We start from the raw sequence: 22,129 nt of genomic DNA on the forward strand, positions 1-22,129 counted from the left end.
CGTCCCTATGGTGACTGCCATGCCTTCCTCGCCTGATCGCCTCTCCTCCGCCGTTTCCCACTCGCCGGGCGAGGTGCTCGCGCTGATCAGTTCGGGGTCGGCGGCGACCCGTTCGGACATCGCCAGGATCACCGGTCTGGCACGTTCGACCGTGTCCCAGCGCGTCGACGCGCTGATCGCTCACGGCTTCGTGGACGAGGACGCGGACGGTGGCTCGACGGGGGGACGGCCACCGCGGCGGCTGGCCCTGAGGACCGCGGAACACGCGGTCGCGGGCGTCGACCTGGGGGCCTCGCACTGCCGGGTGGCCCTGATGGACATCGGCGGCACGATGCTCGCCGCGCAGGAGGACCCGTTGTCGATCGGCGACGGCCCCGAATCCGTACTGCGTCATGTGGAGCGGACGCTGCACAGGCTGCTGGAGACATCGGGGAGGGCGCCGGGCACGCTGCGGTCGATCGGCGTCGGGGTGCCGGGGCCGGTGGAGTTCTCCACGGGCCGTCCGGTCGATCCGCCGATCATGCCGGGCTGGCACCAGTACCCGATCCCGGAGTTCTTCGCCGCCCGTTTCGGAGTGCGTGCGCTCGTCGACAACGACGTGAATGTGATGGCGCTGGCCGAACAGCGCCGGGCCTTCCCCGACTGCCGCTATCTGCTGTACATCAAGGTCGGGACGGGCATCGGCTGCGGGATCGTCTCCGACGGCCGGCTGCACCGGGGGGCGCAGGGCTGCGCGGGCGATATCGGCCATATCCGGGTCGCCGAGCTGGACGACCCCTGCCGGTGCGGCAACTCGGGCTGTCTGGAAGCCGTTGCGGGCGGCGCCTCACTGGCGGCGAAGCTGTCGGGGCTGGGGCTCGAGGCGACCTCGGGCAGCGATGTGGTGCGGCTGGTGAAGTCCGGCAACCGGGACGCGGTGCGGATGGTGCGCGAGGCCGGACGGGCGGTCGGTGAGGTCCTGGCGGGGCTGGTGAACTTCTTCAACCCCGACACGGTGGTGGTTGGGGGTGCGCTGGCCGCCGTCCACGACCAGCTGCTCGCGGGGGTACGGGAAGCGGTGTACCGGCGGTCGCATCCGCTGGCCACGCATGTCCTGCGGATCGAACCGAGCCGGACGGGTGAGAACGCGGCGGCGGTGGGAGCGGGGATTCTGGCGATCGAGCACGCGTTGTCGCCCGGGCAGGTGGACCGGGAGGTTGCGGGGGTGCGGGGGTAGGGGGCGGGGGTGGTGCGCCTGCGGCGGGCCTGCTCCCCTACCCGCCCCTTCCCGAAACCGGGCTCCGCCCCGGACCCCGCTCCTCAAACGCCGGAGGGGCTGGGTGGGGCGGAGGGCGGGGCGGCGCCGGGGAGCCCTGCCCCGCCCCCTGCCTGCGACAGTTGTCAGCGGGCGCGGACCACGTCCACGTCCGAGGTCTTCACAAAGCCGATGCGGTGGCCGATCTGGACCGTCACATACTTCTCCTTGCCGCTGAAGTACGTGTGGTCGTACGGCATCGAGGAATCGATCGTCGGCGCGTAGTAGTACCCGGTGGGTGCCTCGCCGCCGCCCGGGAATGCCTGCCCCGGCTTGATCGTGTACGGGAGCGCCGTACCGACCCGCTGACCGGTGAAGTCGGCCGTGTAGTCGGCCTTGTCCGGGTAGGCCACCCCGTACACCGGAACCTCGGTCTTGCCGGCCTTCGGCTTCACGACGTAGCCGGAGGTCGGGGTGGTGACCCCGGCCCCGTCCGGGGTCCGGAACCACGCCTTCTGGCCGTACCACCAGATCGCCGTCCAGCCCTCGGCACGGCCGGCCACCACGGCTCGCTGGGTCGCGGTGATCTTGCTGCCCCAGTCGGCCGCGCAGTTGGTGCCGGGAGAGCCGTCGGGGTGCAGACCCGGGTCGGAGAACAGGGGTGAACCGGCGTCCGGCTCCGTGTGCAGCGGGACGGCGCTGGTGCCCTGGAGCGGCAGGTCGACACCCTTCTCGCAGTCGCGGAACGCCTGCTTGTTGCTCTTGAAGTCAGCGCTGACGGTGACGAGTTCACTCTTGGCCGAGGCGGTCGGCACGGTCGGCCTGCCCAGCAGCACCATGAAGCGGTTCCAGTCCCAGTACGGGCCCGGGTCCCAGTGCATGTTCTTCGTTCCGGAGGTACTGGTGGGCGGCACCGAGTCGTGGCCGATGATGTGTTCGCGGTCGAGCGGGATGTCGTACTCGGCGGCGAGGTGGCGCACGAGCTTCGCTGTCGACCGGTACATCTCGGGGGTGTACCACTTGGCACCCTCGGCGGCGACGCCCTCCTGCTCGATGCCGATGGAGTGGGTATTGAGGTACCAGTTGCCCGCCTGCCAGGCGACGTCCTTGTTCTTCACCATCTGCGTGACATGGCCGTCGTGGGAACGGACGACGTAATGGGCCGAGGTCTGGTTCAGAGGGTTCTGGAAGATCCTCAGCGTCGTGTCGAAATCGACCTCGGTGTCGTGCAGCACGATGAACTTGATCTTGTTGGTCTTCGACCGGTCCGCCGTGTCGTAATTGCCGTACGTCTCCTTGTCGGCCGGATCGCCCGTCTGCTTGTAGGCCGCGGGTACCCAGTCGCAACCGAGATCGCGCGGGCACTCCGGCCGTACCTCTTCCGCCCCGGCGTGGGCCACGGGGGCGAGCAGTGCGACGCCGAGCGCCCCCACCGTGGTCAGCGCGAGAGCGAGTCTGGTCCGTTGCTTGGACGTCATGACAACCCTTCTGAGAACCGGTGATGGGCGCACACACTCTGTGGCGGGTGGTGATGGCGCGTCAAGTGTGCTGCGGCAGTGGCGGAAGGAGCCACTGGACCAGACCACTGGCAGGGGGTCTGACCTGCGACGGGAAAGATCCGCCCGGAGTGCTGCCGGGTCCCGTTACCCGAGTTTTACGAGACATCCCCGGACCGCCGCACTTGTGTGACTAATTCGCGCCGTGCGTGCCCCGGATGGCCGAGGGGTAGTGCTGGCGCGGACAGGACCGGTCCGCGCGAGCAGTGCGCGGATGCGTGGATGCACTCGGAAAGGCCGCAGGCACATGGCACAGCCCTTCTCACTGCCGGACTTCTATGTTCCGTATCCGGCACGGCTCAACCCTCAGGTGGAGGAGGCCCGGCGCCATACCAAGGAGTGGGCGCGCCGGATGAACATGCTGGCGGGATCCGGCATCTGGGAGGAGAGCGACCTCGATGCCCATGACTACGCGCTGCTCTGCGCGTACACCCATCCCGACTGCTCCGCCGATGTCCTCTCGCTGGTCACCGACTGGTATGTGTGGGTCTTCTTCTTCGACGACCACTTCCTGGAGACCTTCAAGAGGTCACTGGACCGGGAGGGCGGGAAACGGTATCTGGACCGGCTGCCCGCCTTCATGCCGATGGATCTCGCCGACGGTATGCCGGAGCCCGAGAACCCGGTCGAGGCGGGGCTCGCCGACCTGTGGGCGCGCACGGTGCCGTCGATGTCGGACGCCTGGCGGGCCCGGTTCGCCGAGAACACCGAGCATCTGCTGAACGAGTCCCTGTGGGAGCTCTCCAACATGGACGAGGGACGGATCGCCAACCCCGTCGAGTACATCGAGATGCGCCGGAAGGTCGGCGGGGCGCCCTGGTCGGCGGGACTGGTGGAGTTCGCGGCGGACGCGGAGGTCCCGGCATCGGTGGCCGGATCACGGCCGCTCGGGGTGCTGCGGGACGCCTTCTCGGACGCGGTGCATCTGCGCAACGACCTCTTCTCGTACCAGCGCGAGGTGGAGGACGAGAAGGAGAACAGCAATGGTGTGCTGGTCCTTGAGCACTTCCTCGGGTGTCCGACGCAGGAGGCCGCCGACGCCGTCAACGATCTGCTGACGTCACGGCTCCAGCAGTTCGAGAACACCGCGCTCACGGAAGTGGGTCCGCTCTGCGCGGAGAAGGGGCTCAACGCCGCCGAGACGGCTGCCGTCTTCGCGTACACGAAGGGACTCCAGGACTGGCAGTCCGGTGGGCACGAGTGGCACATGCGGTCCAGTCGCTATATGAACGGCGGCGGGGTGCCGGCGGGGCCCGCCGATTCCGCCTGGGGCATGGCCGCCGCGTCGGTCCGCTTCACCCCACGGGCGGAGGCGGCCCGTTGGCGCAGCCATGCCCATGTGCCGTTCCAGCATGTCGGCCCGTCCCTGCTTCCCGAGTTCGGCCTCCCGTACCCCCTCGCGCTGAGTCCGCATCTGGCGGGCGCCCGGGACCGGAACATCGGGTGGGCGCGGCGGATGGGCATGCTGGACCCGGTGCCGGGCCGGCCCGGATCGCACGTCTGGGACGAGCGCCGGGCGCGCAACATCGATCTCCCGCTCTGCTCGGCGGGCATCGATCCGGACGCGACGCCGGAGGAGCTGGATCTGTCGTCGAACTGGCTGACCTGGGGGACGTACGGCGACGACCTCTATCCGGTGATCTACGGGCGCGCCCGCGATCTGGCCGGAGCGCTCGCGGCCAATGAGCGGCTGCGGCTGTTCATGCCCCTGGACGGGGCGCCTGTTCCCGAGCCCACGGATGCGATGGAGCGCGGGCTCGCCGATCTGTGGGCGCGAACGGCGGGGCCGATGGACGAGGCTTCGCAGGGTACGTTCCGCACGTCGGTGGAGGACATGCTGGACAGCTGGCTCTGGGAGCTCGCCAACCAGGCGCAGAACCGCATTCCGGACCCGGTCGACTACATCGAGATGCGGCGGTTCACCTTCGGCGCGGACATGACGATGCGGCTGAGCCGGCTGTCGCACGGTGACCGGGTGCCCGCCGATGTCTACCGCAGCGGGCCGATTCGCTCACTGGAGAACGCCGCCGTCGACTACGCGACGCTGCTGAACGACCTCTTCTCGTACCAGAAGGAGATCGAGTACGAGGGCGAGGTGCACAACGCCGTCCTGGTCGTGCAGAACTTCTTCGGCGTGGACTACCCGACGGGCGTGTCCATGGTGCACGAGTTGATGCAGGGCCGACTGCGGCAGTTCCAGCACGTCATCGAGCACGAACTGCCCCTCCTCTACGAGGACTTCGCGCTGGACGCGGAGGCCCGCGAGATCCTCGACACCTATGTGATCGATCTGCAGAACTGGATGGCCGGGATTCTGAACTGGCACCGCTACTGCATCCGCTATTACGAGGCGGACCTGGGTACGGGCGGAGCCCCGTGGCACCTCAACGGTCCCACGGGGATCGGCACTTCGGCGGCGCGGGTGGTCTCCCTCGTGACGCCTCAGCCCGTGAATACGTAGCGTTCGCCGGCCCGGGCCTTGAATCGCTTCTCTCCACCGGTGAACAGGCCGCTTCGCAGGGTCAGTTCACCGGTGCGGCTCGCGGTGACGACGATCCGGGTGGGTGCACCGCCCGCCCAGGTGATGTCGACGGTGGCGCCGCCGCGCGCCCGCAGGCCCCGGACCGAGCCGTCCGGCCAGGCCGTGGGCAGCGCGGGCAGGATCTCCACCGCTCCGTACTGGCTCTGTAGCAGCATCTCCGCCATGCCGGACGTGGCGCCGAAGTTGCCGTCGATCTGGAACGGGGGGTGGGTGTCCCAGAGGTTGGGCAGGGTGGAGCTCCTCAGTTGTTCGGTGAGCATCTTGTGGGAGTGGTCGCCGTCGCGCAGCCGCGCCCAGAAGTTGATCTTCCATGCCTTGGACCAGCCGGTGCCGCCGTCGCCGCGCGCTCCGAGCGAGACCTTGGCGGCCTCCGCCCACTCGCTGCCGGGCTCGATCTGCCTTCCGGGGTGCAGGGCGAAGAGATGGGAGACATGGCGGTGGGTGTCGGCCGGGTCGTCCCGGTCGGTCTTCCACTCCTGGAGCTGCCCCCACGACCCGATGCGCAGGCCGGGGTCGAGCCGGTCGAGGGCGGCTTCCAGCCGGTTGCGGAAGTCGGGGGCGTCGCCGAGGACGCGGGCGGCCTCCAGGGTGCTGGTCAGCAGATCGTGGACGATCTGCTGGGACATGGCGGCGCCGGCGGTGAAGTCGCCGTGCTCGGGCGAGTAGCTGGGGGTGACGACGAGCAGCCCGTCACGGGGGTCGGTGCGGAGGTTGGCCAGCCAGAATTCGGCCGCTTCCTTCATCGCCGGGTAGGCGGTCGAGCGCAGATAGGCGGTGGAGCCGCTGAACCGGTAGTGCTCATACATCTGCTGGGTGAGCCAGGCGGCGGCCTCCGGGAACCAGAAGGCGGTGGACCAGTCGTGGACGCCGGTGAAGCCGTACGGGTTGGTCTCGTTGTGGACGACCCAGCCGGCGGTGCCGAACATCTCCTGGGCCGTCTTCCGGCCGGGTGCGCGCAGCGCTTCGACGAAGCGGTCGTACGGGGCGGTGGTCTCGGCGAGGTTGGTGACCTCGGCGAGCCAGTAGTTCATCTGGAGGTTGATGTTGGTGTGGTAGTCCGCGGACCAGGGCGGGGTGGTGGAGTTGTTCCAGACGCCCTGAAGGTTGGCGGGCAGCGAACCGGACCTGGACGAGGCGATCAGCAGGTAGCGGCCGTACTGGAAGAAGAGCGCTTCCAAGGCCCGGTCGGCCGCGCTCGCACCATCCGTGTACTGGGTCAGCAGCTGGTCGGTGGGAAGGTCGGGCAGTTGCTGGCCGATGTCGAGGCCGACGCGGCCGAAGAGGGCGCCGTGGTCGCGTACATGCGTGTCGCGGAGCTTCGCGTGCGTCTGCCCTGCGGCGGCGTCGACGGTGCGGGTGACGGCCGCGTGCGGGTCCTCACCGCGATAGGCGGGGTAGGTGTCGGCGTAGTCGGTTCCTGCGGCGAGTACGAAGAAGGCACTGTCGGCGTCCCTCACCGTGAGGGTCCCGTCGGTTCCCGCCGTGACGCTGCCGCCCTTGGTACGCACCCGGATCTGGGCCTCGAAACGCAGCCCGTTGTCCTTGAGCGCGCCCCTGACGGTGAGCCGGTCGCCGGTGGCCGATGCGGTGAAGTCGCTGCGCGGCGAGGTGTGCCGCAGGGTGAAGGAGACCTGCCCCGGCCGGTCCGTGGCGAACCGGCCGACGATCACCCCGTCGGGGTGGGAGGCGAAGAACTCCCTGCTGTGCCGGACCTCTTGATGTGTGTACGTGACAGTGGCCAGGGCTGTCCGCAGGTCGAGGGTGCGGCGGTAGGAGTCGTCGGGGGCGGCCGGGGCGTTCGCCAGGTCGATGCGGAGGTCACCGAGGACCTGGTAGGCGCCGTAGCCGCGGCGGGCCTGGCCGAGGGCGTCGGCCACGGTGTCCGGGCCGAGGGCGCCTTCGTCGTCGAGTCGCTGCTGGACGCCGGAGAGGGCGCCGGGTCTGGGGGCGGTCCAGTTGCCGAAGTCGTACCCCTGGACGGAACCCGGTCCGCCGGTCCACAGGGTCTTCTCGTTGAGCGTGAGCCGCTCGGACGCCAGAGTGCCGAACACGCTCGCGCCGAGCGCTCCGCTGCCGATGGGCAGCGAGCCGCGTTCCCAGTCGGCGGCGGGGGCGCGGTACTGCAGCAGGAGTGCCGATATCGCAGCCACCTCGGCCGTTCCTGCAGATTCATCGGAGGTACCGGCTGCTGTGGCGGTTCCGGCAAGTGCCGGAATTCCCAAGGCCAGAGCGCCCGTTGCACCAATTGCGGACTTCACTGTCGTGCGTCGCGTGATCCCGGCTGTCATGCGACCGAGGCTAAAGGTCCGATGACTGTTCTGACAAGATGCATGACAAAGCCGCCTCTTGGACGGAGGCGGCTTGGGCTTGGACGGAAGCGAAACGGAACAGGCGCCGGCAGGGACGTTTCAGCCCTGCTGGAAGAGCTCCGCGGGGAGCGGCTTCAGCAGTGCGTACAGATCGTCGGTGATCGGCCGGTCCCAGCTGGCGATGGTGACCAGGACGCCGTCGCTCCGGTCGAACTGAACGCAGGAGATGCGGCTCTCGGAGAGCTTGACGCGCCGGACGATCAGCAGGTTGTCGCCCTGCATGACCGGGGAGTCCTCGGTGCCGGTCACCTCGACCGGCTCATCGTTCTCCAGCGCGAGGAGCAGCTGGGCGACCTCGAAGGGCACCTGGCCCTCTTCGGTCTCGCGGGCGGGCGAACCCTCGGGCAGATTGCCGATGATCATCGCCGGGCCGCGCCCGCCGAACAGGTCGTACCGCAGAAACACGCCCTGACAGGTGCCGTCGGGAGCAGGAAGCAAACCGGCGCCGAGGTTACCGGGCCAGTCCCCCGGGTCCATGGCCAGGACGTCGAAGTCCGGGCCCGCGGGTGTGGCGGCGCTACGGCGGCGGAGGAAGGACATGCGGACATGTTACGTGTCCCGGCTCACGTTGCGGAGCCGGGCCCGGGCGTCGGGCGGCTGTGACCGGCGCTTTCGGGTGACCGGGGGCGGGACGGGCCGGAACCGGGCACGGTCAGGCCGACTCGGCGGCCAGCCGCTCCAGCACGCCCACGGCCTCGGCCGCCCGCTCGTAGGGGACGAACACGTGATCGTGGTGGTAGCCGGCGACCACATTGCAGCTCAGGCCCGCGTCCGTCAGGGCGAGGGCCACGGCAGCGGTCAGCCCGACGGCGTCCAGCGCCGAATGGACCCGGAGCGTGATCCAGCCGGCCACGTAGCCGTAGGCCAGACCTGCCGCGTCCGCCTCCGCTTCCGGCAGGACCAGGGTCAGCCCCTCGCGCTCCGTGACCGTGACGACGGGAGAGACGCCCTCGGGCACCGCCCCGTCCGGCACCGTGGTGAATACGTGGCGGCCGGGGTTGAGCTCGGGTCGCATGCTCTTCAGCAGGGTTCGCAGATCGCGCTCGCCAGTCATGGGCGCCAGGCTACGGCTGCGGCACGCGGTGCCGCTCGTGGTGGCGGGCCACCCGGGCACGATTGCCGCAGGACGGTTTGCACCACTCCTGCCGGGGGTGCTCCTTGAGGAAGTAGCGCACGCACCTCGGCGCGTGGCAGGCCCGCAGGGAACTCCGGTCCGGTCCGGCGAGGAAGCCGATCGCGGCGCGGGCGAGCGTGGCGGCCACGGCTTCGGGCCCGGCGGCGGTGGCCGGACGGTCGGCGGCCATCGGTTCACCGCCCTCCGGCCACGCCAGGACCGCCACGGTGGGGACGGCGGCAGCGGCGGCGTTGAGCCGTTCCAGTGCCTCGGTGACCGAAAGCAGCCGCCGGGCGTCGGCGGGGCTCGGCTCACCGGGGCGTACGGCGTGCGCGAAGAGCGCGCGGACTGCGGCGCGCAATGACCGGACGGCCGCGAGGGTGACCGCGTCGGCCTGCCAGTGACCGTCCGGCACCCCGCCGAGGGTGTCGGGGTGCACCCGTACCCATCGGGTGAGTCCCTCGGTGGCGTCGAGGTCGTCGGCGACGCCACCCTGTCCGTCGTGGCGGATGGTGAGGGCGAGATCGAGAGTGAGCCGGGTGTCGGGCCGGGTGTCGGGCATACGCGTAACGATAGCGATGACCCCAACCATTAACCCGACGGCCGGCCGACGGCTCCCGGGCGGGCGGGGTCCCGCTCAGCTCGAAGGGGGCTGCGAGCCGACCAGCCACATCGAGAAGAACTGCGCCCCTCCGCCGTAGGCATGACCGAGGGCCTTGCGGGCGCCCTCCACCTGGTGCTCGCCCGCCTGTCCGCGTACCTGAAGGGCGGCCTCAGCGAAGCGGATCATGCCGGAGGCCCCGATGGGGTTGGTGGACAGGACCCCGCCCGAGGGGTTCACCGGCAGATCACCGTCGAGTTCGGTGGCGCCGGACTCGGTGAGCTTCCAGCCCTCCCCCTCGACCGCGAACCCGAGGTTCTCCAGCCACATCGGCTCGTACCAGGAGAACGGGACGTACATCTCGACGGCGTCGATCTCCCGGCGCGGGTCGGTGATGCCCGCCTGCCGGTAGACATCGGCCGCGCAGTCCTTGCCGGCCTGCGGCGAGACGAAGTCCTTGCCTGCGAAAAGTGTCGGTTCGCTGCGCATGGCTCCCCCGTGCACCCAGGCGGGCGGCTCCGGCGAACGGGCCGCCCCGCCCCGGTCGGTGAGGATCATGGCGCAGGCGCCGTCGGACGAGGGGCAGGTCTCGGAGTAGCGGATCGGGTCCCAGAGCATGGGAGCGGCCTGGATCTTCGCCAGGGTGATGTCGGGGTCACGGATGTGCGCGTACGGGTTCAGCAGGGCGTTGCGCCGGTCCTTGTACGCGACGAGGGAACCGACCGTGTCGGGCGCTCCGGTGCGGCGCATGTACGCGCGGACGTGTGGTGCGAAGAAGCCGCCCGCGCCGGCCAGCAGCGGCTGCTGGAAGGGGACGGGCAGCGAGAGGCCCCACATGGCGTTCGACTCGGACTGCTTCTCGAAGGCGAGGGTGAGGACGGTGCGGTGGACGCGGGCGGCGACGAGGTTGGCGGCGACAAGTGCCGTGGAGCCGCCGACCGATCCCGCGGTGTGGACGCGGAGCATGGGTTTGCCGACGGCGCCGAGGGCGTCGGCGAGGTAGAGCTCCGGCATCATCAGGCCCTCGAAGAAGTCGGGTGCCTTGCCGATGACGACGGCGTCGATGTCCGCCCAGCCCAGCCCCGCGTCCTCCAGTGCGCGGACTGCGGCCTCGCGGACCAGTCCGGCGATGGAGACGTCGTGCCGTGCGGAGACGTGCTTGGTCTGGCCGATACCGACGACGGCTACGGGTTCCTTAGACATGGGCGCGCTCCCCTTCCAGTACGGCGACGAGGTTCTGTTGCAGGCAAGGCCCCGAGGTGGCGTGGGCGAGCGCCCGGTCGGACTCGCCGCGGTGGATGCGTGCGGCGGCTTCGCCGAGGCGGATGAGACCGGTGGCCATGACGGGGTTGGCGGCGAGCGCGCCGCCCGACGGGTTCACGTCGACTTCGTCGCCCAGGCCGAGCGCCTTGCGCAGGATCACCTCCTGGGAGGTGAAGGGGGCGTGCAACTCCGCGGTGTCCACGGGGCGTTCGAAGGCTCCGGCGCGTTCGGCCGCGAGCCGGGTGGAGGGTGAGTCGGTCAGATCGCGGACGCCGAGGGCGTGGGCCTCGATGCGGTGGTCGATGCCGCGTATCCAGGCGGGGCGGGCGCACAGGGCGCGCGCGGTGTCCCCCGCGGCAAGGATCACGGCCGCCGCGCCGTCGCCGATGGGCGGGCAGTCGCCGGTGCGCAGCGGTTGTACGAGATAGTCGCCTGCCGGGACGCTGCCGCTGAGCTGGGCGTGCGGGTTGGCCGTCGCGGCGGTGCGGCTGCGGGCGGCGATACCGGCGAGCGCGGGTTCGTCGGTGGCTCCCGTGTCGATGAGCGCCTGGGCCTGGAGTGCGGCGAGCGCGACGGAGTCGGGCCAGAGCGGGGCGACGTAGTACGGGTCGAGCTGGCGGGTGAGGACATCGCGGACCTCGCCGGACGAGGACTTGCCGTAGGCGTAGACGAGTGCGGTGTCCGCCTCACCGGTCCGGATCTTCACCCATGCCTCGTAGAGGGCCCAGGCGCCGTCCATCTCGACGTGCGATTCGGAGATCGGCGGGTGCGCGCCGACCCCGTCGAGCGCCATGGTGAAGGAGAACGCGCGGCCCGCGAGATAGTCCGTGGAACCGGAGCAGGTGAAGCCGATACTGCTCGCCTTCAGGCCCGTCGCGTCGAGGACCTGATGCAGGACGGGCATCAGCATCTCGACCTCGGAGAGTTCGTCGGTGCGCCGCCGGTGGTCGGTCTGCGCGAAGGCGACGATCGCCACGTCTCGCATCTACAGCAGCTCCTTGTACGTGTCGTAGTCGGCGTCGGGTTCGCCGCTGGGCCGGTAGTGGTCGGGGTGACGGCTGCCCGGAGTCCAGACGGGTTCGACGCGCAGCCCCATGCGCACCTGGTCGTAGGGGATGCCTCCGATCCGTGCGTGCAGGGCGAGATCGGCGCCGTCGAGCGCGATATGGGCGTAGACGTAGGGGACGTCGATGGCGGCGTTCTTCGCCTTGATGTTGACGATGCAGAACGTCGTGACGGTGCCGCGCGGCCCCACCTCGACCCGTTCGTCGGTGGCGACTCCGCAGGTGGGGCAGGCGCCGCGCGGGGGAACGTACACCTTCCGGCACGCGGGGCAGCGTTCACCGACGACGTGCTGCCCGGCCAGCGCTTCGAGGTAGGCGCTCTGCGCGCGGCCGGGGTGGTACGTGTAGTCGAGCCGGGCGGGCGTGACGATGCCGGTGACCGGGTCGGCGAACTCACCGCTGTGCGGGGCGGGTTGCGCGCTGACGCTCTCGCTTTCGAACGGTTCGAAGCAGGCGATGTCCGTGATGGCTCCGGTGCGGTCCTGTGCCCAGCGGATACGGACGCGCATGCCGGTGCGGACCGCTTCTGGGCCGGGTGCGTCGAGGACGTGGAGCAGCGCCGTGTCGGCGCCGTCGAGCCGGACGAGGACCCAGGCGAAGGGGGTGCCGAGCGGCTGGTCGCGGCGCGGGGACGGGTTCCAGGCCCAGGTGGTGACGGTGCCGGTGGCCGCGACCTCGACGAGGTCGCTGATCTCCTCGGCGGTGACGGGGTCGTACTCGACGGGTGGGACCAGGACCGTTCCCCGGCCGGTGCGCACACCGAGGACGGTGCGTTCGCGCAGTCCGGTGAGGAAGGCGCTCTGGACGGGGCCCAGCGAGCGGGTGAAGGGGAATTCGACGACCAGCGGTGCGCTGAGGACGTCGGGCACGGTTGCCTCCTTGGCTCAGGAGCGCCGGTAGACGGGCGGGCGCTTCTCGGCGAAGGCGCGGGCGCCTTCCTTGGCGTCGTCGGTGGCGAAGACCGGCCAGCCCCGCGTCAGCTCGGCGGCCAGCCCCTCGCTCTCGGTCATCTCCGCGGTCTCGTACACCGATGCCTTGACCGCCTCGACCGCGAGCGGCCCGCAGGCGTTGATCTGCTCGGCGACGGCGAGTGCCTGCTCCAGGGCGGTGCCGTCGGGGACAACCCTGCCGATCAGGCCGATGCCGGCGGCTTCCGCGGCGCTGTACGGGCGGCCGGTGAGGAGCATTTCGAGGGCGTGGGTGCGGGCGATCTGGCGGGGCAGGCGCACGGTGGAGCCGCCGATGGGGAAGAGTCCTCGTCTGACCTCGAAGAGGCCGAAGGTGGCGCCCGCCCCGGCGATGCGGATGTCGGTGCCCTGGAGGATTTCGGTGCCGCCCGCGACGCAGTGGCCCTCGACGGCGGCGACGACGGGTTTGCGGGGGCGGTGGTGGCGCAGCATCGCCTTCCAGTGCAGATCGGGGTCGGCCTTCATCCGGTCCCGGTACTGCTCGCCCTCCATCCCTTTGCCCGCGAGGGCTTTGAGGTCCATGCCGGCGCAGAAGGAGCCGCCCGCCCCGGTGAGGACGACGGAGCGGACCGTGTCGTCCTCGTCCGCGGCGAGCCAGCCGTCGTACAGCCCGACGAGCATCGGCAGCGAGAGTGCGTTCTTCGCCTCCGGCCTGTTCAGAGTGAGCACCAGCGTGGCGCCTTCGCGCTGCACGCTCAGGTGTTCCGTACCGCCCATTGCCTGCCTCCAGTCTCAAGACCTAGAACAGGTTGCAGTAGGAGGGGCCGCAGTTCAATAGTTTTCTGACAGTCAGTCAGATTCTCTTGTGCCCCCTCTTCCCAGTTGCGCCGGTCGGCGCTCTAATGACGGCCGAGTCGTCAGTCACCCCGGGGTCAGGAGGAACGGTGGAGTACAACCTTGCCGACCTGTTCGAGTCGGTCGTCGACGCCGTCCCGGAGCGGGAGGCGCTCGTCTACCTCGACCATCCCGGCACGGGCGCCGAACGCCGTCTGAGTTACGCCCAGTTGGACACGGCCGCCAACCGGATCGCCCACCATCTGCTCGACGCGGGCATCCGCCCCGGCGAGCACCTGGGCCTGCATCTCTACAACGGCATCGAGTACCTCCAGACCGTGCTGGCCTGCCTCAAGGCCCGCATCGTGCCGGTGAACGTCAACTACCGGTATGTGGAGGAGGAGCTGGTCTACCTCTACCGTGACGCCGATCTGGCGGCGCTGGTCTTCGAAGCCGAGTTCGACGAGCGGGTGACGGCCGCCGCCCCGCAGGCGACGAAGCTGCGCCACCTCGTACGCGTCGGAGCACCCGCGTCGGGTACACCGGGCCCCCTCGGCGCCGTGCCGTTCGCCGAGGCCGAGGCAGCCGGCTCCCCCGCCCGCGGCTTCGCGCCACGCTCGCCCGACGACCTGTTCATCATCTACACCGGCGGCACCACCGGCATGCCGAAGGGGGTGATGTGGCGCCAGGAGGATCTGTTCTTCTCCGGGCTCGGGGGCGGTGCTCCGACGGGCGAGCCGGTGAAGACCCCGCAGGAGCTGGCCGAGCGGGTGGCCGCCGGCGGTGACGGCATCACCTTCTTCCCCACTCCCCCGCTGATGCACGGCACCTCCACCCTCACCGCGTTCATCGGCTTCAACTTCGGCCAGCGCGTCGTGGTGCACCGCAAGTTCGCCCCGGAGGAGGTGCTGCGAACCATCGAGAAGGAGAAGGTCACGAGCGTGTCCCTGGTCGGCGACGCGATGCTGCGCCCGCTGATCGACGCACTCAAGGGGCCCCTGAAGGGCGTCGACTGTTCGTCGATGTTCTCCGTCTCCAGTTCGGGCGCGATCATGTCGGACTCGGTGCGCGTGGAGTTCCAGGCACTCGTGCCGACGGTGATGCTGCTCAACAACTTCGGCTCGTCGGAGTCCGGCTTCAACGGCACCGCGACGGCCGACTCGGGACCGGACCGGGGTTTCCGGGTCCAGGTCAACTCCCGTACGGCCGTGGTCGATCCCGCGACGTACGAGCCGGTGGTGCCCGGTGAACCGGGGCGAATCGCCCAGCGCGGTCACGTGCCGCTCGGTTACTACAACGATCCCGTCAAGACGGCCGAGACCTTCTTCCAGAAGGGTGAGGAGCGCTGGGTGCTGCTGGGCGACATGGCGACCGTCGACGAAGACGGCATCGTCACCGTCCTCGGGCGCGGATCGCAGTGCATCAACACCGGTGGCGAGAAGGTATATCCGGAGGAGGTCGAGCAGGCGCTCAAGGCCCATCCGGACGTGTACGACGCACTGGTCGCCGGCGTCCCGGACGGGCGGTGGGGCAATCGCGTCGCGGCCGTGCTCCAACTCCGGGAGGGGGCAGGCCCGTTGGACCTGGAGACTGTGCAGGCACACTGCCGCACGCGGCTGGCGGGGTACAAGATACCCCGCACGGTCGTGCTTGCCGATCTCATCCAGCGCTCGCCGAGCGGCAAGGCGGACTACCGGTGGGCGAAAGCGGTAGCGGCCGCCGACGCCCGGCAGGACTGAACCACCCCACACGCCTGTGTTCCCGGCGGGGCACCCATCCCCGCCAGGACGCCGCTCACGTACCCCTGTTCGACTGGACCGGGCAGGAGCAGACCTCCCGGACGACGTCCGGCCCCCCAAAAGGGGTGCCACGCGTTACGGCCCCGGCGAGGAAGGCGGGGTCGCCGCCGACGTGCGGCTGAAGCGGCTCCAGATGGCGTACCCGACGCGGGCCTGCGGTGGTCAGCTCCAGGCGACGTCACGGACGAGAACAGCGGCTGAGAAGGCTTGGGCGGAGTGCCTGACCTGCTCGGCGAGCTCGTCGCTCGCGCCCCCACGCAGACTGATGCGCACGTGCGGGCACCGCTACCAGGTTCTGTCCGACAAGTGATCATGTCGGGGTTCGCGAAGCCGGACAACGTCCGACCAGGACTCCGGGGCCGTTACCGGGCGAGCGCAGCGGCAGGCCGGGCGTAGGCCATTCGGGCACGCCACGCACTCACCCGATCACCCTGTGTGGCCGCAGGGAGGGATCACCCATAGCTTCGGCTCATGAGGAAACAACACATCAAATGCCTGGCCGCCATCGCGCTCGCCACGGCCACGGGACTGAGCATTGCCGTCCCGTCCTCCTCCGCAGCCGTCGATGGCGGGCATGTAGTCCATCCGGGTGAGTCGATCCAGAAGGCCGTGGACGCCGCACAGCCGGGCGACACCATTGTCGTTCTGCCCGGCACCTACAGGGAAAGCGTCCTGGTCACGAAGTCGGACCTGACCCTGCTCGGCACCGGGGACAGGACCGTCATCAGGCCGGGAGCGGCGGCCACGGAGACCGGCAACGCCTGCGCGAAGGGCGGAAACGGAATCTGTGTCCTGGGCGCGTCGGGCAAGACCGTCGACGACGTGAGCATCCGCTCGCTGACCGTCTCGGGCTTCAAGAAGAACGGCATCTGGGCCTCCTGGACCGACCGGCTGACCGTCCGCGAGGTGACCTCCCGGAGCAACGGCACATGGGGCATCGGCCAGGAGCGGTCCACCCGGGGTGAATTCCGGAACAACACCGCCAGTGAGAACGGCGACGCCGGAATCTTCCTCGCGAACACGGTCGACGAGGAGGCCGGGGCAACCGACACCCTCGGGGCGGAGATCCGGGACAACAGCCTGACCGGGAACCGGGTCGGCGTCACTGCCCGACGGGTCAGGAACCTCTCGGTCCAGGGCAACCTCATGACCGGCAACTGCAGCGGCGTGTTCGTCGTGGGCGACGAGTCGAAGCCTCGGGCCGGCGCGATGACCATCCAGGGCAATCGGATCATCGCTAACAACAAGTTCTGCCCCGCGAACCCCCGGCTGTCGGCCATTCAAGGAACCGGCATCGTCCTCACCGGCAGCGAGGACACGACCGTGCACTCGAACCTGATCCGGAACAACGTGGGCTCCACCCCGCTCTCGGGCGGGATCGTGCTGGTCAAGAGCTTCGTGGGCGCCCCCAACACTGGCAACTCCATCAGCGACAACATGGTGGTGGGCAACCAGCCGGCGGACCTGGCCAACCGGGACACCGGAACGGGCAACACATTCGTCCGCAATCAGTGCGGGACATCCGAACCAGCAGGGATGTGCTGACGCGTGATCCCTTGCACGAGGAGAATCGAGGCGGTATGACCACCGTGAGTCCCACAACCACCACCCACACCCCGCCCCCCGTCCCCACCCCGCCACCCGTCCCCACCCCGCCACCGGCCATGCGGCTGAGGGAGCTCGCCTTCGGGGCGGCCTGCGCCGCAGCCGTGCGCGCGGCTGCCCGGCTGCGGGTCGCCGACGCACTCGGGGAATCGCCTGCCACCGCGGCGGAGCTCGCGAAGCTGGTGAACACCGAGCCCGTACCACTGCAACGGCTGCTCCGCGCCCTGTGCTGCTACGGAGTCTTCACCGAGACCGCGGACGGAAAGTTCGACCACACGGAGATGTCCCGGCTGCTGCGCGAAGACAATCCCAACAGCCTGCGGTACATCTCCCTGTGGTGCACGGAGCCCTGGACCTGGGAGGTCTGGCCGCGACTCGACGACGCCGTGCGTTCCGGCACGGCTGTCTTCCCCGAGACATTCGGCAAGGAGTTCTTCGACTACCTCCACCAGGATGCGGCCGAGTCGGCCCATGTCTTCAACCAGGCCATGACCACGTCCAGCATGCAGTCCGCGCTGGATGTCGCCGAGCTCCTCGACCTCACCGGGGTGTCCGTGGTCGCCGACATCGGCGGCGGCCAGGGGCATGTGCTCGCGAGTCTGCTGGAGAAGCACCCGGAGGTCCGCGGAACCCTGCTGGATCTGCCGGGCGTGGTGGCCAAGGCGGATGCCCGGCTCCGGGACGGCGGTCCGCTCGCCGGACGGGTACACATCGTCGCCGGGGACTGCCGCGAGAGCATCCCGGTCGAGGCCGATCTCTACATCATCAAGAACATCCTCGAATGGGACGACGACAGCACCCGCAGGACCCTGCGCAACGTCGTCACCGCGGCCCGTCCGGGAGCCAGAGTCGTGATTATCGAGAATCTCGTCGACGACTCCCCCTCGATGAGGTTCACCACCGCCATGGACCTGCTGCTGCTTCTCAACGTCGGCGGAGCGAAGCACTCCAGGGACAGTCTGGTCGGCCGGATGTCGGACGCCGGGCTGCTCGTCGGCGAGGTCCGTCCGGTCAACGCGTATCTGCACGCGTTCGAATGCGTCGTCCCCGACTGAGATCCCCCTTCGGCACACAGAATCGCCCCTGGTCCAGCGCTTGCGCCGGGCCAGGGGCGATCGTCCGTGTCAGGTGGTGCCGTCGCGCTGCCACCGGTAGAACTGGTGGGCCATCGCGTCCTTGGGACCGCGCCATGTCTGTGGGTCGTAGGGGCTCACGAAGGCGGTGAGCTTGTCGCTGATGTCCTTGAACGCCGGATGCTCCGTCACCTTGGCGATCGCCGGACCCGGAGGCCGTTCGGATTCGATCAGATGCAGATACACGTCGCCGAACTGGAACAGGGTGCGCTGGGTGACCCCGACGAGGTGCGGCAGTTCGGTGCTGTCGGAGGCCGAGAACAGCTCGGCGATGTCCGGTGCCGATTCCGGCGCCATACGGGCGACGATCAGAGCGTGATGCATCGGGGATACCTTTCAGTTGGCCGTGACCGAGGCGGTTCGGCGCTCCCGGTCCCGCTGCTCGATCTTGTCCCGGATGAGTTCCATCTGGACGCGGGAGTTGCGGTTGATGTTCTCGGTCATCCACGCGTCGTCGACCGGGGCGTCGGGCCTCATCGCGAAGTCCTGGGTCCAGTGCATCTTCGTGCCGCCGGGAACCTCCGAGTACTCCCAGTGGATGTCCATGTGCTGGAACGGGCCTGGCTCGACGCGGCGGGCGCGGACGGTACGCCCACCACGGTCGGTGGTCCGCTCCGAGACCCAGCTCCAGACCTTGCCGTTCTCGTCGGGATGCATGGTCAGCCGGAAGGTCGTCTTCTCACCCTCGCGTGCGATCACCTCGACCGCCGAGTACTCGCTGAACAGCCGCGGCCATTCCTCGAGATCGTTCGTCACGTCCCAGACGAGGTCCAGGGGTGCGACGATGGTGATGTCGTTCTCGGTGTGTCCGGACACGTCAGGCTCCTGTCACGAGGGTGTTGTTGACGAGGTCGAGGAACTCCCGGGGCGACTTGCACCGGTCGGCTTCGGCCGGCAGGGGCCGCCCGTACCGGTTTTCCAGGACGGCCACGATGCCGAGGAGTCCCAGGGAGTCGAGGCCGTACTCCTCGAAGGCGGATGCGGGCCGGCTCTCCATCTGCAGTGGATCGACGGTGACCCCGGCACCGCTCTTCATCAGCGCGGCCAGTTCTTCGTAGGTCAGTTGAGCGTTCATGAGGGGCTTCTCCTTCTCACGACGGGATGTCGACGGGGTGTCGCAGAACCAACGCCGAGTTCGAACCCATGAGTCCCCGGCTCAGCACAAGCGCCGTACGCAGTTCCGCGGGGCGCGCGCGGCCGGTGACCACCTCGAGGTCGTGGCAGACATCGAAGACGTTGGGAGTGGGCGGAATCAGACCGTGCTCCATGGCCAGCACGGCGGCGGCGGTGTCCAGCACGGGCGCTCCGCAGTAGGCACGGCCGGTGCCGGTCTTGGGCGCCGTCACCGGTACGCGCCGTCCGTGCGGGCCCAGGGCGTCGGCGATGGCCATTGCTTCGGCACGGTCGGCCGCCGGTACGCCGAGCGCGTCCGCGAAGACGACGTCGATCTCCTCCGGCGCACAGCGCGCTTCCTTCAACGCGCCGGTGATCGCCCGGGCAAGACCCTCCCGGGACTGCTCCCACCGGGATGATCCGGTGAAAGTCGCGGCGTGGCCGGCCAGTTCGGCCCGGATCACGGCCCCGCGCCCGCGGGCCGCCGCCTCCTCCTCGACCACCAGCATGGCGCCTCCTTCGGCCGGCACAAAGCCACAGGCGTCCGAAGTGAACGGGCGGTAGGCGCGAGTCGGGTCCTCACACGTGCTGAGGTCCTCGTACCCGAGCTGGCAGACGACCGAGTACGGGGCCAGAGGCGCCTCGGCCGCGCCGACGACAACAGCGCCCGTACCACGGTGGATGGACCTGGCGGCGTGCATGAGTGCGTCCAGGCCGCCGGCCTCGTCGCTGGCCACGACCGCGCAGGGCCCCTTGAAGCCGCCGCGGATCGAGATCTGGCCGGTACTCGCGGCGTAGAACCAGGCGATGGACTGGTAGGGGCCGACGTAGCGGGACCCCTCTCCCCACAGCCGTTGCAGTTCGCGCTGTCCGAATTCCCCGCCACCGGACCCGGCGGCGGTCACCACGCCCACGCTGAAGGGCGAGCCCTCGTAGTCGGCGCGGCCGAGCCGGGCGTCAGCCAGGGCGAGGTCCGCAGCGGCCATCGCGAAATGCGTGAACCGGTCGGTCTGCACGAGGTAGCGCTCTTCGATCAGCGCGACGGCGTCGAAGTCCCTGACCTCGCCCGCGACACGCAACGGCAGGTGCTCGCATCCCTCGCGGGAGACCCGGTCCAGGACGCTCAGGCCTTCCTGCGTCCCCTTCCAGAAAGCACCGGCGCCTGTCCCGTTGGGAGCCACGACACCGATACCGGTGATGACCGATCGCCGGTTTTGTCCGGTACTCAATGGGTCCTCCCAGAGGAACGGGTCAGGGCCACCGCGGACTGGAAACCGCCGAATCCGCTGCCCACCGAGAGAACGCTGCGCAGCTTCAGGGGACGCGCGACACGTGGCACGTAGTCGAGGTCGCACTCGGGGTCCGGGGTCTCGTAGTTCGCCGTCGGCGGCACCGTCTGATGGACCAGGGCCAGCACACACGCCGCGATCTCGATCGCCCCGATGGCGCCGAGCGAGTGACCGACCATGGACTTGATCGAGCTCATCGGCACCTTGTAGGCATGCGTGCCCAGTGCCCGTTTCACCGCGGCGGTCTCGTGCCGGTCGTTCTGCTTGGTGCCCGAGCCGTGCGCGTTGACGTAGTCGATCCGGGAGCCGTCCATGCGAGCGTGGCCGAGGACCGAATTGATCGCCTCGGCCATCTCCAGCCCTTCGGGGGTCAGCCCGGTCATGTGGTAGGCGTTGCCGAAGGTTGCGTAGCCCACGATCTCGCAGTACACGGTCGCACCACGGGCGCGGGCGTGTTCCAGCTCCTCCAGGACGAGCACGGCTCCGCCTTCACCCATGACGAAGCCGTCCCGGCCGGCGTCGAACGGCCGGGAGGCGTGCTCCGGGTCGTCGTTGTTCGCCGAGGTCGCCTTGATGGCATCGAAGCACGCCACCGTGATGGGGGTGATCGGTGAGTCCGACGCCCCGGTGATGCACACGTCGACCCGGCCGTCCTCGATGGAGTGGAAGGCGTACCCGATCGCATCGAGGCCGGAGGTGCAGCCCGTCGAGACGGTCTGCACCGGGCCGTGGGCGCCGACCTGTTCGGCCACCGACGAGGCGAGGGTACTGGGCGAGAAGGCCCGTTCCAGGTGGCGGCCGGCCGGGCGGTGGTCGACGTCCCAGCGCGCGCCGCTGTCGCTGACGGCGACGTAGTCGTGCTCGAGGCGTGTGGTGCCCCCGACCGCGGTGCCCAGGGACACCCCGATACGCCAGGGGTCCTCCTTCTCCGGGTCGAGTCCGGCGTCGCTCAGGGCTTCCCGGGCAGCCACCAGCGCGAACTGGACGTACCGGTCCGAGCGTGCGACCTGTTCCTCGTCGAGCCCGTGCGCCGCAGGGTCGAAGTCGCACTCGGCGGCGATTCGCGAGCGGAACCCTGCGGGGTCGAAGAGAGTGATGCCTCGCGTCGCGGTGCGGCCGTTCGCGAGGAGATCCCAGAAAGCCGGCACGCCGATCCCTCCGGGGGCGACGACGCCGACTCCGGTGACCGCCACGCGCCTGGTCATGAAGCGGTCTCGGTTCGTTCTGGAAGCACGCCCAGCGCGGCGGTGTCGGTGTGCTCGGTGTCGACGTGACCGAGCTCCGGGCGCGGGGCGAGCGGGCCGAGGTGGAAGACCATGCGCGCTTCCACGTCGCCCACATTGCGGAAACGGTGGCGCACATGCGGGGGGATCAACAGGCCCTGGTCGGGACGCATCGGGTGCGCCACACCGTCCAGATCCACCTCGAGGAGGCCGTTCACCACGTACACGAATTCCTCGGAGTACGGGTGGTAGTGCTCGCCGATGCGTTCACCCGGCTTGACGATGGCCAGCCCCATGAAGCCGCTGGTGGCACCCACCGCTGTTGGCGTGAGCATGGCGCGCAGATCCCCTCCGCGCCTGCGGTTGGGCTCAGTCTCGCTGAGGTCCACGATGCGAGGTCGGTACGTGGTCATGACTGCTCTCCTTCGGCCCATTGCGGGCGGTGACGACGGCGTTGAATGAGCTCCCCTGTGATACCGGTG

At 69.5% G+C, this 22,129-nt stretch carries 20 protein-coding genes; 5 read left to right on the forward strand and 15 right to left on the reverse strand.

Annotation, left to right across the window (positions count from 1 at the left end):
* The first annotated feature begins 19 nt into the window (after positions 1-19).
* Entirely contained in the window at positions 20-1,216 is a 1,197-nt protein-coding gene (locus ACFT7S_RS20565) for an ROK family protein (protein ID WP_382733822.1), read from the forward strand.
* Positions 1,217-1,380: 164 nt separating this feature from the next.
* On the opposite strand, the gene ACFT7S_RS20570 is transcribed toward ACFT7S_RS20565, so the two are convergent.
* Complete coding sequence (locus tag ACFT7S_RS20570) at positions 1,381-2,712, reverse strand: N-acetylmuramoyl-L-alanine amidase (protein WP_382733825.1); 1,332 nt, start codon at positions 2,710-2,712, stop codon at positions 1,381-1,383.
* A 325-nt stretch (positions 2,713-3,037) separates the two neighbouring features.
* On the opposite strand from ACFT7S_RS20570, the gene ACFT7S_RS20575 reads away from it, so the two are divergent.
* On the forward strand, positions 3,038-5,251 hold the full coding sequence (locus tag ACFT7S_RS20575) for a germacradienol/geosmin synthase (protein WP_382733828.1): 2,214 nt from the start codon (positions 3,038-3,040) through the stop codon (positions 5,249-5,251).
* On the opposite strand, the gene ACFT7S_RS20580 is transcribed toward ACFT7S_RS20575, so the two are convergent.
* From ACFT7S_RS20580 to ACFT7S_RS20615, 8 genes are all read right to left on the reverse strand, one after another.
* A complete protein-coding gene (locus tag ACFT7S_RS20580; protein ID WP_382733929.1) occupies positions 5,233-7,461 on the reverse strand; it encodes a glycoside hydrolase N-terminal domain-containing protein in 2,229 nt (742 codons plus the stop codon). The genes ACFT7S_RS20575 and ACFT7S_RS20580 overlap by 19 nt on opposite strands.
* Positions 7,462-7,740: 279 nt before the next feature.
* On the reverse strand, positions 7,741-8,241 hold the full coding sequence (locus ACFT7S_RS20585; RefSeq protein WP_173310419.1) for a hypothetical protein: 501 nt from the start codon (positions 8,239-8,241) through the stop codon (positions 7,741-7,743).
* Positions 8,242-8,353: 112 nt separating this feature from the next.
* A complete protein-coding gene (locus tag ACFT7S_RS20590; protein WP_382733831.1) occupies positions 8,354-8,755 on the reverse strand; it encodes an ACT domain-containing protein in 402 nt (133 codons plus the stop codon).
* Between the two features lie 10 nt (positions 8,756-8,765).
* Positions 8,766-9,377, reverse strand: coding sequence for a CGNR zinc finger domain-containing protein (locus ACFT7S_RS20595; protein WP_382733834.1), 612 nt, complete (start codon positions 9,375-9,377; stop codon positions 8,766-8,768).
* A gap of 75 nt (positions 9,378-9,452) precedes the next feature.
* A complete protein-coding gene (locus ACFT7S_RS20600) occupies positions 9,453-10,619 on the reverse strand; it encodes a thiolase domain-containing protein (protein ID WP_382733836.1) in 1,167 nt (388 codons plus the stop codon).
* The gene (locus ACFT7S_RS20605) at positions 10,612-11,664 is read right to left on the reverse strand and encodes a thiolase domain-containing protein (RefSeq protein ID WP_382733837.1); all 1,053 of its coding nucleotides are present in this window, start codon (positions 11,662-11,664) and stop codon (positions 10,612-10,614) included. The genes ACFT7S_RS20600 and ACFT7S_RS20605 overlap by 8 nt, the downstream gene beginning before the upstream one ends.
* Positions 11,665-12,612 (reverse strand): Zn-ribbon domain-containing OB-fold protein, encoded by a 948-nt coding sequence (locus tag ACFT7S_RS20610; RefSeq protein ID WP_382733839.1) that lies wholly within the window; start codon positions 12,610-12,612, stop codon positions 11,665-11,667. It lies immediately after the preceding gene.
* A gap of 15 nt (positions 12,613-12,627) precedes the next feature.
* Complete coding sequence (locus ACFT7S_RS20615; protein WP_382733841.1) at positions 12,628-13,428, reverse strand: crotonase/enoyl-CoA hydratase family protein; 801 nt, start codon at positions 13,426-13,428, stop codon at positions 12,628-12,630.
* Between the two features lie 167 nt (positions 13,429-13,595).
* Between ACFT7S_RS20615 and ACFT7S_RS20620 the strand changes: the two genes are divergently transcribed.
* From ACFT7S_RS20620 to ACFT7S_RS20630, 3 genes are all read left to right on the forward strand, one after another.
* Positions 13,596-15,224, forward strand: a complete 1,629-nt coding sequence (locus tag ACFT7S_RS20620) for an acyl-CoA synthetase (RefSeq protein WP_382733844.1) — start codon at positions 13,596-13,598, stop codon at positions 15,222-15,224.
* Between the two features lie 531 nt (positions 15,225-15,755).
* Positions 15,756-16,829 (forward strand): nitrous oxide reductase family maturation protein NosD, encoded by a 1,074-nt coding sequence (locus tag ACFT7S_RS20625; protein ID WP_382733847.1) that lies wholly within the window; start codon positions 15,756-15,758, stop codon positions 16,827-16,829.
* A gap of 35 nt (positions 16,830-16,864) precedes the next feature.
* Complete coding sequence (locus ACFT7S_RS20630) at positions 16,865-17,944, forward strand: methyltransferase (protein WP_382733849.1); 1,080 nt, start codon at positions 16,865-16,867, stop codon at positions 17,942-17,944.
* A gap of 69 nt (positions 17,945-18,013) precedes the next feature.
* On the opposite strand, the gene ACFT7S_RS20635 is transcribed toward ACFT7S_RS20630, so the two are convergent.
* From ACFT7S_RS20635 to ACFT7S_RS20660, 6 genes are read right to left on the reverse strand one after another with little or no spacing between them, the layout of a single operon-like run.
* Positions 18,014-18,346 (reverse strand): TcmI family type II polyketide cyclase, encoded by a 333-nt coding sequence (locus tag ACFT7S_RS20635; protein ID WP_382733852.1) that lies wholly within the window; start codon positions 18,344-18,346, stop codon positions 18,014-18,016.
* A gap of 12 nt (positions 18,347-18,358) precedes the next feature.
* Positions 18,359-18,838, reverse strand: coding sequence for an SRPBCC family protein (locus ACFT7S_RS20640; protein ID WP_382733855.1), 480 nt, complete (start codon positions 18,836-18,838; stop codon positions 18,359-18,361).
* Between the two features lies 1 nt (position 18,839).
* Positions 18,840-19,097 (reverse strand): acyl carrier protein, encoded by a 258-nt coding sequence (locus ACFT7S_RS20645; protein WP_382733857.1) that lies wholly within the window; start codon positions 19,095-19,097, stop codon positions 18,840-18,842.
* A gap of 16 nt (positions 19,098-19,113) precedes the next feature.
* Positions 19,114-20,364: a ketosynthase chain-length factor gene (locus ACFT7S_RS20650; protein ID WP_382733860.1), complete on the reverse strand. Its 1,251-nt coding sequence runs from the start codon at positions 20,362-20,364 to the stop codon at positions 19,114-19,116.
* Positions 20,361-21,629, reverse strand: a complete 1,269-nt coding sequence (locus tag ACFT7S_RS20655) for a beta-ketoacyl-[acyl-carrier-protein] synthase family protein (protein ID WP_382733863.1) — start codon at positions 21,627-21,629, stop codon at positions 20,361-20,363. The genes ACFT7S_RS20650 and ACFT7S_RS20655 overlap by 4 nt, the downstream gene beginning before the upstream one ends.
* Positions 21,626-22,060 (reverse strand): cupin domain-containing protein, encoded by a 435-nt coding sequence (locus ACFT7S_RS20660; RefSeq protein WP_382733866.1) that lies wholly within the window; start codon positions 22,058-22,060, stop codon positions 21,626-21,628. The genes ACFT7S_RS20655 and ACFT7S_RS20660 overlap by 4 nt, the downstream gene beginning before the upstream one ends.
* Positions 22,061-22,129 lie beyond the last annotated feature (69 nt).

This window comes from Streptomyces sp. NPDC057136 (assembly GCF_042670885.1).
Taxonomy (GTDB): Bacteria; Actinomycetota; Actinomycetes; order Streptomycetales; family Streptomycetaceae; genus Streptomyces.